Annotated in this window: 9 protein-coding genes and 1 pseudogene; 5 read left to right on the top strand and 5 right to left on the bottom strand. The window is 75.7% G+C overall.

Annotation, left to right across the window (positions count from 1 at the left end):
* Positions 1 to 19: 19 nt before the first annotated feature.
* Positions 20 to 745 (bottom strand): SDR family oxidoreductase, encoded by a 726-nt coding sequence (locus tag F7P10_RS22070; RefSeq protein ID WP_151011799.1) that lies wholly within the window; start codon positions 743 to 745, stop codon positions 20 to 22.
* A gap of 104 nt (positions 746 to 849) precedes the next feature.
* Here F7P10_RS22070 and F7P10_RS22075 point away from each other — a divergent pair, with 104 nt between their 5' ends.
* Together F7P10_RS22075 and F7P10_RS45110 are read left to right on the top strand one after the other, a co-directional pair.
* Entirely contained in the window at positions 850 to 1,503 is a 654-nt protein-coding gene (locus F7P10_RS22075; protein ID WP_151011801.1) for a TetR/AcrR family transcriptional regulator, read from the top strand.
* Positions 1,504 to 1,610: 107 nt separating this feature from the next.
* Positions 1,611 to 3,401 (top strand): serine/threonine-protein kinase, encoded by a 1,791-nt coding sequence (locus F7P10_RS45110; RefSeq protein WP_151011803.1) that lies wholly within the window; start codon positions 1,611 to 1,613, stop codon positions 3,399 to 3,401.
* Positions 3,402 to 3,459: 58 nt separating this feature from the next.
* Here the strand turns inward: F7P10_RS45110 and sigE are convergent, their stop codons facing one another.
* On the bottom strand, positions 3,460 to 4,005 hold the full coding sequence (gene sigE, locus F7P10_RS22085; RefSeq protein WP_151018215.1) for an RNA polymerase sigma factor SigE: 546 nt from the start codon (positions 4,003 to 4,005) through the stop codon (positions 3,460 to 3,462).
* Positions 4,006 to 4,257: 252 nt separating this feature from the next.
* Between sigE and F7P10_RS22090 the strand changes: the two genes are divergently transcribed.
* Both F7P10_RS22090 and F7P10_RS22095 read left to right on the top strand, forming a co-directional pair.
* Positions 4,258 to 5,835, top strand: a complete 1,578-nt coding sequence (locus F7P10_RS22090; protein WP_151011805.1) for an acyl-CoA synthetase — start codon at positions 4,258 to 4,260, stop codon at positions 5,833 to 5,835.
* Positions 5,836 to 5,930: 95 nt separating this feature from the next.
* Positions 5,931 to 7,427: a serine/threonine-protein kinase gene (locus F7P10_RS22095; protein WP_151011807.1), complete on the top strand. Its 1,497-nt coding sequence runs from the start codon at positions 5,931 to 5,933 to the stop codon at positions 7,425 to 7,427.
* 23 nt (positions 7,428 to 7,450) lie between these two features.
* Here F7P10_RS22095 and rho read toward each other — a convergent pair.
* From rho to F7P10_RS45115, 3 genes and pseudogenes are all read right to left on the bottom strand, one after another.
* Positions 7,451 to 8,560, bottom strand: a pseudogene (gene rho / locus F7P10_RS22100) (transcription termination factor Rho); the annotation flags it as partial.
* Positions 8,561 to 8,989: 429 nt separating this feature from the next.
* The gene (locus tag F7P10_RS22105; RefSeq protein WP_151011811.1) at positions 8,990 to 9,832 is read right to left on the bottom strand and encodes a hypothetical protein; all 843 of its coding nucleotides are present in this window, start codon (positions 9,830 to 9,832) and stop codon (positions 8,990 to 8,992) included.
* On the bottom strand, positions 9,829 to 11,874 hold the full coding sequence (locus tag F7P10_RS45115; protein WP_151011812.1) for a PEP/pyruvate-binding domain-containing protein: 2,046 nt from the start codon (positions 11,872 to 11,874) through the stop codon (positions 9,829 to 9,831). The genes F7P10_RS22105 and F7P10_RS45115 overlap by 4 nt, the downstream gene beginning before the upstream one ends.
* A 184-nt stretch (positions 11,875 to 12,058) precedes the next feature.
* Here F7P10_RS45115 and F7P10_RS22115 point away from each other — a divergent pair, with 184 nt between their 5' ends.
* On the top strand, positions 12,059 to 12,817 hold the full coding sequence (locus tag F7P10_RS22115; protein WP_151011814.1) for an enoyl-CoA hydratase/isomerase family protein: 759 nt from the start codon (positions 12,059 to 12,061) through the stop codon (positions 12,815 to 12,817).
* Position 12,818: the final 1 nt, after the last annotated feature.

Genomic DNA, 12,818 nt, shown 5'->3' on the forward strand with positions numbered 1-12,818 from the left:
ACCCGCCCCTCGCCGGCGATCAGGCCAGGGCGCTGAAGGTCGCGGTGGCCCGGTCGCGTTCCGCGGCCATCGTCCACGCGGCGTCGGCGATGTCGTCCGGGTTCAGCGTCATGCCCGAGATGTCGCCGTAGGTCTCCGGCTGCGAGGCCAGCATACGGTGGATGTCGCCGCGCTCGACCGCCCCGCCGATGACGAGCGACCCCGCGTAGACGTTCCGGTCGGCGAGGGCCGCGTGCAGCGTGAGCGCGTAGTTGTGCAGCGCGGCGGACAGGACGGCCAGGTTGCCGAGCACGGGCAGCGGCGTGACCGCGCTCAGCCCGGTGGCGAACAGCAGGGTGCCCGAGCCCCGCTCCAGCATGCCGGGCAGAACCTTCTGGACGACGTCCACCGCCGGGTACAGCAGCTCCATGCCGGCGCGGACGCTGTCCGCGCCCGCCTCGAGGATCGGCGTCGGCCACGACTCGGGGCCGGTCGCCGCGGGCCCGTAGTAGACGGCGTCGACGCGCCCGTACCGGTCGGTGATCGCGTCCAGGGCGGCCGCCAGCCGGTCGCGGTCGCGCACGTCGGCGGGGAACGACGCGGCGGCGGCGCCCGTCCCGGCGAGTTCGGCGATGTACCCGTCGTGCCGGGCGCCGGTGCGCGAGACGAGGGCGATGTCGTGCCCCGCGCGGCCGAGCCGGCGGGCGACGGACATGCCGAGGCCGGGCCCGGCTCCGATGACGACGGCGGTCTTGCGTGCGGACACGGTGGTGCCTCCCGGTGCTCGATTAACTTGAGGGTCTCCTCAAGTTCTGTCGTCGACGGTAGCACATAAGTTGAGGGTGTCCTCGATTTTGTAGACTGGCGGGCATGGCCACCGGAGACCCGCCCAGGACCAGGCCGCTGCGGGCCGACGCCGCGCGCAACCGCGACAAACTGCTCGCCGCCGCCTCCGCGGTGTTCGCCGAGCGGGGCCTGGACGCGCCGCTGGAGGAGATCGCCCGCCGCGCGGGCGTCAGCATCGGGACGCTCTACAACCACTTCCCGACCCGCCAGTCGTTCTGCGCGGCGCTCTTCCCGGACCGGATCGCCGACCTGGACCGGATCGCCGCCGGTGCCCTCGCCGACCCCGACCCCTGGCGCGGGTTCGTCACGTTCGCCGAGGGCCTGTTCGCGCTGCAGGCCGAGAGCCGCGCGCTCAACGACCTGCTCGCCTCGTCGTTCCCGGGCGGGGCCGACCTGGACGCGTGCGGCCGCGGGGGCGCCCTCGGCGCGCTCGTCGAGCGCGCCAAGGCGTCCGGGGCGCTGCGCGCCGACTTCGAGTTCCAGGACCTTGCGACGATGGTGTGGGCGATGTCCCAGGTCATCCGCGAGTCGATGGACGTCGCGCCGCAGGCGTGGCGGCGCTTCCTGGCGTTCTTCCTGGACGGCCTGCGCGCGGACGCGGCCCACGCGGTGCGGGTGCCCGCGCTCACGCCGGACGAACTGGACGAGATCGTCCGGCGTTCGGCGGCGCGCGGCTGATCGGAACCCGGCGCGTCCGGATGGCCGATTCCGGTCAGGTCGCGGGTGGGCGGAAGCCGCGTCATATGCCAGGGTGACGGCCTTTGGGTGCCGTTCGGGAGGTATGCGTGGGCGACTGGCGGGTCTCCGGGTTCACCGAGGTGCTGGAGCTCGGCCGCGGCGGGCAGGGCCGGGTGGTGCTGGCCAGGCACGACACGGCGGGAACTCCCGTCGCGATCAAGTACGTGTCGGCCGGGGACCGCGAGCCGCTGCGGCACGAGGCGCGGATGCTCGGGACGGTCGAGAGCCCGCACGTGGCGCGGCTGTACCGGCTCGTGGAGAGCGACGAGGGCGTCGCGCTGATCATGGAGGCGGTCGAGGGCGTCACGCTCCGGGAGGTGCTGGCCCGGCACGGGGAGCTGGCGCCGGAGGCGGCGCTCGTCGTGCTGAAGGGGTCGCTGCTGGGCCTCGCGGCGGCGCACACGGTCGGCGTCGTGCACCGCGACTACAAGCCGTCGAACGTGATGGTCCCGGCGGACGGCCGCAGCAAGCTGATCGACTTCGGGGTGGCGGTGGCCGCCGGGGCCGCGTCCGCGTCGGGCACGCCCGCGTACATGGCGCCCGAGCAGTGGCGCGGCGAGACGGTGACGCCCGCGACGGACGTCTACGCGGCGACGTGCGTGTTCTTCGAGTGCGTGACCGGACGGCGGCCGTTCGCCGGGGCGGGCGGGCACCTGTCGGAGGAGCCGCCGGTCGCGGACGTCGCCGAGCCGCTGCGCCCGCTCGTCGCGGCGGGGCTCGCGAAGGACGCGGCCGGACGTCCGGCGAGCGCGTCGGCGTTCGTCGAGGAGCTGGAGCGCGTCGCGGAGGAGACGTACGGGGACGGCTGGGAGGACCGGGGCGTGCGCGCCCTGGCGGGCGCGGCCGTCGCGCTCGCGGCGCTGTTCCCGCTGGCCGCGGCCGGGATCGGGACGGGCGGCGCCGCGGGCGGCGCGGCCGGGGCCGCCGCCGCTGCGGGCGGGGCCGGGGCCGGGGGCGGTGCGGCGGCCGGTGGGTCGGCGGCCGGGTCGGCCGGGTCGGCGTCGGCCGGGTTCCTCGCGAAGGTCGGCGGCGCGAAGGCGATCGCGGCGGCCGGGGGCACGGCGGCCGTCGTGGCGGCGAGCGGCGGCGTCGCCGCGTGGCAGGCCGGGGACGACGGGCCGCCGCCGCGCGCGTTCACGCCCGGCGAGGTGACGCTCGCGTCCGAGACGATCGGCGACCCGTCCGTCAATCTGGCCGAGGGGACGGTCCGGTTCGTGCGGGTCAGCGGTCATTCGGACCCGGCCGTCCAGCAGCGGATCAACACGGCGCTGCACGCCCCCGTCGACCAGGCGGTGGCGGACTACCGCCGCTTCCTGGCGCAGGCGGGCGGGCTCGGGAACCAGGCGGTACCGGGGCCGGCGCGCCCCATCGAGATGCGCTCGGAGGTCCTCTACCGGGGGCCTCGGCTGCTGTCGGTCCGGTACCTGGTGACCGTTCCCGTGTACGCCGGGGGCGGGCGGTACATCACGCCGAAGGCCGTCAACATCGAGCTGGCCACCGGGCGGGTGCTCGGGCCGGAGCAGATCTTCACCGCGGCGGCGCTGTCGGAACCGAAGCTGGCGGAGCTGTCACGGCGCGTCCCGCCGCCTCCCGCCGACCCGGCCGGCGGGCTGGAGTGCGATTACCGGACGCTGACCGAACGGACCGAGCTCGCGGCCGAGCCGCTGACCGGGGTCTCGTTCTCGCTCACGAAGGACCGGCTGGCGACGATGTTCACCCCGGACGAGCACTGCATCGCCTACGAGTACTTCAAGCCGAACGCCGTCCCCTACGCCCAGATCGAGGACCTGATCCGGCCCGAGGCGCTCGAACTCGCGACCGCGACGACCCCGCCGTGAGCCGCGCGCCCGCCGTGAGCCGCGCGCCCGCCCCGAGCCGCGCGCCCTGCCGGGCCGCTTAGGGGCTCGCGACCGTCTCGGCCGGAACCTCGGCGGGGCGGCGGTGCTCCAGGGCGACGCGCAGCTGGGCGCGGCCGCGGTGGATGCGCGAGCGGACGGTGCCGAGCTTGACGTTCAGCGTCGCGGAGATCTCCTCGTAGGTGAGGCCCTCGATGTCGCACAGCACGACGGCGGCGCGGTACTCGGGGGCGAGGCCGTCGAGGGCCCGCTGGATGTCGGCGTCGAGGTGCCGCTCGTCGTAGGCCTGCGCCGGGCTCGGCTCGCGGCCCCGCAGCCGCTCGGCGGCGTCGTCGGCGAGCGCGTCGAAGCGGATGCGCTGCTTGCGGCGTGCCCGGTCGAGGAACAGGTTCGTCGTGATCCGGTGCAGCCAGCCTTCGAACGTTCCCGGGCTGTACGAGGAAAGCGAACGGAAGACCCGGATGAAGACGTCCTGGGTCAGGTCCTCCGCGTCGTGCCGGTTGCCGGTCAGGCGGTACGCCAGCCGGAACACCCTCGTGGAGTGCTCGGTGACGATCTCCTCCCATGTCGGAGGCGTCCACGCCATTGCGCCTGGGCTCACCACTACCCCCGTCTGATGCTTAATCGTTACGACCAAGCATGCCGGTACCCGGATAAGAGGCGTGTAAGGCCGGGCGGCGTGGCCGGATCCGGGCGCGATCTGTGATCCATCTCATCGGACCCCGCCTCTCCCGGGTCATTGAGTACTTACCGGCGACCCGAGCATGATTCGGTTAGCCGTATCCACCCCGACCACCCCGACCACCCCGACCACCACCCCGAAAGGCGAGGATGGCCCATGGCGCGAAGCTACAACCTGGCCGACCTGATCGAGATCCTGGCGGAGGCGGGGCCGGACCGGCCGGCACTGGTGGCCGGGGACGAACGGCGCACCTTCGCCGAGCTGAGCGCGCGGGCGAGCCGGGTCGGCCACCATCTCGCGGACGCGGGCGTGCGGGCCGGCGAGCACGTCGCGATCCTCGCCTACAACCGGGCCGAGTGGATCGAGGCGATGCTCGGCGCCTTCAAGATCAGCGCCGTGCCGATCCCCGTCAACTACCGGTACGTGGCCGGTGAGCTGCACCACGTGCTGTCCGACTCCGACGCGGTCGCGCTGATCGGCGAGCGCTCGCTGCTGGCGCGCGTCCAGGAGGTCCGCGCCGACCTGCCGAAGCTGCGCCACGTCGTGGTCCTGGAGGACGGCGGGACCGGCGACGTCCCGGGCGCCGTCCGGTACGAGGAGGCGCTCGCGGCGGCCGACCCGTCCGACGACTTCCCGGCGCGGTCGAACGACGACCGGTACGTCATGTACACCGGCGGGACGACCGGGTACCCGAAGGGCGTCGAGTGGCGCTGCGAGGACATCTTCTTCGGCGCGCTCGGCGGCGGCAACGTCCTCGGCGACCCGGTGTCCAGCCCGGAGGAGCTGGCGGAGAACGCTCAGCAGGGCGGGCTGGCCGTGCTCGACTGCGCGCCCGTCATGCACGGCGCCGGGCAGTGGGTCGCGTTCATGGGGCTGTTCAACGGCGCCAAGGTCGTCCTCTACACCGACCACGCGTTCGACGCCGACAAGGCGCTGCGGCTGGTCGCGGACGAGCAGGCGAACGTGATGATGCTGGTCGGGGACGTCATGGCGCGCCCGGTCGCGCAGGCGCTCGGGGCCGCCGAGTACGACACCTCCGCGCTGCTCGGCATCGCGTCCGGCGGGGCGCCGCTCACCGAGGGCGCGAAGGCGGCGCTGCAGGAGCACCTGCCGGACGTGATGTTCCTCGACAACTACGGCGCGTCCGAGACCGGCGCGTGCGGGCCGTCCGTCGGCGGCAAGGAGGGCACCGCCCGGTTCATGATGAAGCCGGGCATCACGGTCCTGGACGACGACCTGAACGTCGTGGCGCCCGGCGAGATCGGGAAGCTGGCGCGCAGCGGCCACATCCCGCTCGGCTACTACAACGACCCGGAGAAGACGGCGTCGACGTTCTTCACCGACGCCGCCGGCACCCGCTGGTCCGTCCCCGGCGACTTCGCGAGCCTGGAGGAGGACGGCACGATCGTGCTGCTCGGCCGCGGCTCGCTGATGATCAACACGGGCGGGGAGAAGGTGTACCCGGAGGAGGTCGAGGTCGCGCTCAAGGACCACCCGGACGTCTACGACGCCGTCGTCGTCGGGCTCCCCGACGAGCGCTTCGGGCAGATCGTCGCGGCCGTCGTGGCGCCCCGTCCCGGCGCCTCGCTCACCCTGGAGGAGCTGACCGAGCACTGCCGGGGCCGCCTCGCCGGGTACAAGCTGCCGCGCCGCCTCACGGTCGTCGACGACGTCCAGCGCACGGCCGTCGGGAAGTCGGACTACAAGTGGGCGAGGAGCGTGCTCTCCGCCTGATCCCCGCGCCGGTCCGGACGGTCCTGCGGGACGGTCAAGGATTCATGGGGGTGCGCGGGGAGTGACTTGGGTGCGTTCCCGCGCATAACCTCCGCATGACCGAGGACCGTTCGGGGCGGCTCGCGCGGCGGTACCGCCTGCTCTCGGTGGTCGGCAGCGGCGGCATGGGCACGGTGTGGCGGGCCCGGGACGAGCTTCTCGACCGGGACGTCGCGGTCAAGGAGATCCGCCCGCCCGGACCGGCGACCGAGGCCGAGCGCGCGGCGCTCGGCCGCCGGCTGCTCGCCGAGGCCCGCGCCACCGCCGCGCTCCGGCATCCCGGCGCGGTCGCCGTCCACGACGTCGTCGTCGAGCGGGGCCGCCCGTGGATCGTGATGGAGTTCCACGAGTCCCGCTCGCTGGCCCGCCTCATCGACGAGCGCGGCCCGCTCGGCGTGCGCCGGACGGCCGAGATCGGCGCGGCGCTCCTGTCGGTGCTGCGCGCGGCGCACGCCGCCGGGATCGCGCACCGCGACGTCAAGCCCGGCAACGTGCTCGTCCGCGACGACGGCCGGGTGCTGCTGACCGACTTCGGGCTCGCCCTGCACACCGGACGCCCGCAGCACGAAGACATCCCGGACGCCCCGGACGCCCCGGACGGCGTGGAAGGCGGCGGGCCGGTCGCGGGCATCGAGGGGTCGCCCGCGTACCTGCCGCCCGAGCGGGTCCGCGGCGGGCCGGGCGGGCCCGCGGCCGACCTGTGGTCGCTGGGCGCGACCCTGTACGCGGCCGTCGAGGGCGAGCCGCCGTTCCTGCGGTCGCACGCGCTGGGGTCGATGGTCGCGGTGCTGCTCGGCGACTACCCGCCGCCGAGGCGGGCGGGGGCGCTGGCGCCGGTCATCGAGGGCCTGCTGCGGCAGCGTCCGGACGAGCGCATGCCGGCCGCCGAGGCCGCGCGGCTGCTCGAGACGGCGGCGGCGGGCGGCGGATCGCTCGTGCCGCGCCCGCGCCCGCCCTGGCGTCCGGGCGCGCCCGCGCCGCGGCGGCCGCGGTCCGGCGCCGTCGCGAGCGTCACGGCGCTCGCGCTCGTCGCGGCGGGACTCGGCACCTGGACGGCGCGCTGGACGTCGGTCGGCAACGGCGACGCGGCGGCGCCCGCGGCGGACCCGTTCGTCGAGCTGGCGCCCTACCGGGAGGCGGACGCCTACGCGGTGCGGGTCCCGGCGGGCTGGCCGGCGGAACGGCGCGGCGCGGTCATGCGGTGGCGGGACGGCGCGTCCGGGCGCGGGCTGCGCATCGCCCCGGCGCCCGGGGACCCCCTCGCGGGCCTGCGGGCCGCCGAACGGGCGGCCCTCGCGCAGGGGCGGCACCCCGGCTACGCGCGGGTGCGCCTGGGGCCCGGGCCGGGCCCTCGCGGCGGCGCCGAATGGGAGTTCACCTGGCGCGACGCGGACGGCGGACGGCACGGCGTGTGCACCCGCGTGGCGGGATACGAGCTGTGCTTCGCCACGCCCGAGTCGCGGTGGCGGCCCGATCGCCGCCTCTACGACCGGATCCTCGCCTCGTTCCGTCCCGACGGGGCGGACGGTGCGGACGCGGCGCCGGAACGCTGACCCCGAGCCCTGACCGCGCGGCGTCAGAGCGTCTGCTGGAGGCGGAGCAGGAACTCCGCGTTCGACGAGGTGCCCTTCATCTTCTCCAGGAGGTGCTCGACGGCCCCCTGCCGGTCGAGGCCGGAGAGCGCGCGGCGCAGCCGCCACGTCAGCTCGAGCTCCTGCGGCGACATGAGCAGCTCGTCGCGGCGGGTGCCGGACGCCTCGACGTCCACGGCCGGGAAGATCCGCCGGTCGGCCAGGCCCCGGTCGAGCTTCAGCTCCATGTTTCCGGTGCCCTTGTACTCCTCGAACAGGACGTCGTCCATGCGCGACCCGGTCTCCACGAGCGCGGTCGCGAGGATGGTGAGGGACCCGCCCTCCTCGATGTTGCGGGCGGCCCCGAAGAACTTCTTCGGCGGGTAGATCGCGGTGGTCGCGACGCCGCCCGCCAGGATGCGGCTGCTGGACGGCGCGGCCAGGTTGTAGGCGCGGCCGAGCCGGGTGATCGAGTCGAGCAGCATGACGACGTCGTGCCCCTGCTCGACGAGCCGCTTCGCGCGCTCGACGGCCAGTTCGGCGAGCGCGGTGTGGTCCTGCGCGGGCCGGTCGAACGTCGAGTGCAGCACCTCGCCCTCGACCGTCCGCTGCAGGTCGGTGACCTCCTCGGGACGCTCGTCGATCAGCACCACCATCAGGTGCGCCTCGGGGTTGCCGCGCGCGATGCCGTTCGCGAGGGCCTGCAGCATCATCGTCTTGCCGACCTTCGGCGGCGACACGATCAGGCCGCGCTGGCCCTTGCCGATCGGCGCGACGAGGTCGATCACCCGGGTGGCGAGGGGGCCGGTGTCGAGGCGCAGCCGCTCGTCCGGGAACAGCGGGGTCAGCTTGCCGAAGTCGGGACGTCCCGCGGCGTCGGCCGGCGGGCCCCCGTTGACGGTCTCCAGCCCGGCCAGCGAGCGGAACTTGTCGCGGCCCGACTTCGGCGGCCGGGCCGTGCCCGCGACGATGTCGCCGGGCCGCAGGTGGTGCGCCCTGATCTGGGCGAGGGAGACGTGCACGTCCTCGGGCCCCGCGAGGTAGCCGGAGGTGCGCACGAACGCGTGCTTGTCCTGGACGGCGAGGATGCCGCTGAACGGGACGAGCGGTTCGTCACCGGCCGGTGCGCGCCGCTGCCCGGCCTTGCGGGCGCCCTGCGCGGGCACGCCGTGCCCCCGCCGGACGTCCGTGCCGGGGGCGCGGCCGGTGCTCAGGGTGGAAGTGGACATTCGGGTCCCTTCTCCGGCGAACACGGAGGAAAAACCGCGTGCCGGGGGTCGATACCCCGCGTACGGCGGCGGCTTCCGCGGCGCGTACGCGAGAGAAATGTGAGAAAGCAGCTCGGTTCACCGGGCTGACGTCGGCTCCCTAAGTGCGGCGGTCCGGGCGATGGTGACCGGACGGTCGTTCACGGGCGCTCAGATGGCCCGGGCGGGGAAGAAAACGCCTCCGCCGCCTGCCTGCGGCGAACACTGGACGCTGCTTAGACATTACAGCACGCGCCGCCGCTTCCGCATTCCCGGGACCGCCCGAATTCTCGCCGGTCACCCCGGCTGTACCGACACCACCCGGAACCGCGCCCGGTCGATCAGCCCGTCCTGGAGGCAGCCCAGCATCCGTTTCAGCGCGTGCTCGCCCAGCGCGGGACGGACGACGATCGCGTACCGGCGCTCGCCCAGCGGGACCGCGCCGCCGCCCTCGACGTAGGGCCGAGTCGAGCCCCTGCAGTACTCCCACAGCCGCTGGACCAGCGGGTCCACGTGGGCCGCACCGGTGTCGCCGCGCGTGTCCGCCTCGATGACGAGCGTGCTCGCGGGCGCGGCCACCGGATCGTCCGGCCGGTCCTGCGTCAGCTCGGCGAGCTGGTACACGGCGACCCCCGCGAACAGCGCCCCGGCGAGCCCGAGCGCGATCGCGCGGGCCCGTCCGTCCCGTCCGTCCGGTTCGGGCGCGCCGGCGAGCACGCCCCCGGCCGGCGGCGCCAGCGCGGCGGGCGGCCCGGCGTCCCGGCCGAACGCCCCCGCCACCCGCTCGACCAGCGCCGCGAGCCCCGACACGACGATGCCCGCGCCGAGCAGGACGGGGATGAACACGCGGTAGGAGTCGCCCTCCAGCCACCGGAACCGCGGCGGCTCCTCCTCCCGCGACGTCGCGTACCGTCCGCGCGGCACCGGCGGCGGTTCGCGCAGCTCGGCGAGCCGCCGCTCGATCCGCGCGAGCCGCCGCGCGCCCGCCGCCGCGATGCCCACCACCAGCGCGATCAGCAGCAGCACCCCGGACATCAGGGCCCGCTGCCACTCCCAGCGCACCAGGTAGACGACCACGTACGCGGCCGTCCAGAAGATCGTCACGCCGAGCACGAGGAAGCCGAGCCGCCGCGCCGTCACGCGACCGACTCCTCACCGGCGCGGGCGCCGAGCGTCTCGACGCGCCCGGCGTCGCCGTCCACCAGCAGCCGCGTGCCGGAGGGGAACCGGTCGACCGCGCCGTGCAGCCCCACGACCGTCGGGACGCCCATCTCCCGCGCGAGGATCGCCAGGTGCGACAGCGGGCTGCCGGTCTCGGCGACGAGCCCGGCGAGCGCCGGCAGCCGGGACGCCAGCGACGGCGCGAGCGTCCGGACCACCAGCACCGCGCCGGGCGGCGGCTCGTCCGTCCCCGCGTGCACGAGCCCCGCGCCGCGTCCGCCGCCCGCCGGCGTCCCGTCCCCCGGCGGCGCCGCCTCGGCGACGATCCGCTCCCCGGCCAGCCGGAACGCCGCGGGCAGCGGCGCCGTCCGCGGCGGCGCGGGCCGCCGCTCCAGGTCGGCGGGCAGGGCGCCGCCGTAGAGCGCCGACACCAGCTCGTCCAGCCGCAGCGCCCGCACCAGCTCCGGCCGCGCGAGCCCCCCGGCGTCCGCGAGCCGCACCCCGGCCGTCCACGCGACCCGCGCCCCCAGCTCCTGCACCCACCGGATGCGCAACCGCAACGCCTCCCGGGGAGGCAGCTCCTCCGGCGCGGGCACCCGCGCACCGGGCGTGCGGCCGTTCGCGGAGGTGTCGGGCGGGGTCGGCGGGAGGGACGGGGCGGGGGCGATCGCGGGCGGGGCGAGGGTGAGGACGCCCGGCTCGGACGCGATGATCCGCGCGTCGTCGTGGCCGTGCGCGCGGCCGCGCGCGAGGGCGGCGAGCCCGTGCGCGGCGGCCGTCCCGGCGGGTCCGCCGTCCTCGACCAGGGTTCCGGCGAGGGCCTCCTGGCCGTGCAGGGCGGTGAGGGTCGCGCGCGTCCAGTGCAGCGCGGCGGCCAGCTCGCCGTCGGTGAGCTCGTGCAGGGACGGGACGGCGGCGAGGTCGGCGTCGACGCGGGCGGCGGTGCCGGCGGCGAGCGCGGGGAGTTCGGCGCGCAGCCGCCCGACCCGCCACGCGGCGCGCAGCCGGCGCAGCGGCGGCAGCGGGTTCAGCGGCTCGAGGCGGCGCCGGCGGGCCGGGTCCGCGCCGAGCCTGCGCAGGTCGGCGGCGGCGCGGCCGCCCACGGCCCGGACGGTCGGGGCGCGCCGCAGCGCCCGCCGCGACACCGCGCCCGCGGTGCCGAGGGCCTCGCCGAGGCCCCGGTCCAGCGGGACGAGCCAGAGGTCCTCCTCGAGCGGCGACAGCGGATCGGGGAGGGTCTCGGCGACCGGGCCGGGGCCCAGCAGGACGGCGCCGCGCGGCGGGAGCGGGGCGAGCGCGGTCACCGGGCGGCTCTGCAGCAGCCACAGGCGCCCGTCGTGCCCGAACGCGAACTCGACGTCCTGCGGGCCGCCGAACACCTGCGCCGTCCGCGCCGCCAGCCGGGCGAGGCGGCGGAGCTGGAGCGGGGTGAGGGGGCCGTCGTCGCGTTCGGCGCCGACGAGCCGCCCCCGCCGGGTGAGGTCGTAGCGGGTGCCGTCGACCTCGCCGCCGACGAGCGCCTGCGGCCCGCCCGGCGCGGCCGACACGATCACCCGGTCGGTGCGCCCGTCCACCGGGTCGGCGCCGAACATCACCCCGCCGGACGCCGCGTCGAGCTGCGGCTGGACGAGCACCGCCATCGTCCCCGGGCCGGTCGCGGACGCGGCGACCTCGTCGACCGCGCGCCGGAAGTCCGCCCAGCCCGCGACGTCCAGCACGGAGGTGAACCGCCCGGCCATCGAGGAGACCGCGCCGTCCTCGAGCGTGGAGGACGAGCGGACCACCAGCGCGCGCTCGCCGTCGCGGCTCAGCCGCGCCCACGCGGCCCGCAGGTCGTGGGTGTCGGCGTACCGCTCGTGCCGGCGGAGGCACTGGACCGGGATCACGAAGCCCGGGAGGACGGGCAGGTCGTGCGACGCGGCCCGCGCGAGGTTCGCCGCCTTGGCGCCGGCCCGGTCGGGCGCGGTCGCCAGGGGATCGTCCAGGCCGATCGTCGTGAAGGCGCGTGTCCCATGCACCACGGACTCCATCTCCTCGAAGGCCGCCCATATATAAGAATCCGCCTAACGGGGGCCGAATTCCTCCCTCACAGGGGGTGTCTCCAGATCCGCCTTGAGGGTGTGGCGCGGGAGTGAGGGAGTCCTTCTGGAGGTGGAGGGCGACCCTGCCGCCGGCCCGGACCGGAGCCCCTTCTACGATTCACGGGTGCTGCACTGCGAGGTCGCCGGGAGCGTCGGGACGATCACGATCGACCGTCCGGGCAAGCGGAACGCGATGTCGGCGGAGATGTGGCGCGAGCTGCCCCGGATCCTCGACGGGCTCGCCGCGGACCCGTCCGTCCGGGCCGTGGTGCTGACGGGCGCGGGCGGGAACTTCTGCGCGGGCGCCGACATCGGGGAGCTCGACGCGATCCACCGGGACGACGACACGCACCTGTCGACGGCCGCCGAGCGGGCCCTCGCCGCGTTCGGCAAGCCGACGGTCGCGGCGATCGAGGGGGTGTGCGTCGGCGGCGGCTGCCAGCTCGCGGCGGCCTGCGACCTGCGCTTCGCGGCGGCGGACGCCAGGTTCGGGATCACCCCGGCGCGGCTCGGCATCGTGTACCCGGTGGCGGCCACCGTCCGGCTCGTCGGCCTGGTCGGGCCCGCGTCCGCGAAGTACCTGCTGTACTCGGCGGAGCTGATCGGCGCCGACGACGCGCTGCGCATCGGCTTCCTGAACGAGGTCGTCCCCGACCCGCGCGCCCGCGTCGCCGAGTTCACCCGGACGCTCGCGTCCCGCTCCCTGCTGACCCAGTGCGCCACGAAGGACATCGTGGACGCGATCACCGCGGGCGGCGACGTCCGCGAGCGGGCGGCCCGCTGGCTCATGGAGATGGACGGCAGCGGCGAGCTGAAGGAGGGCGCCGCCGCGTTCCTCGAGCGCCGCACCCCCGACTTCCCGTGGACCCCCCGACCGTCCTGAC

Origin of the sequence: Actinomadura sp. WMMB 499 (assembly GCF_008824145.1) — a bacterium.
Taxonomy (GTDB): domain Bacteria; phylum Actinomycetota; class Actinomycetes; order Streptosporangiales; family Streptosporangiaceae; genus Spirillospora.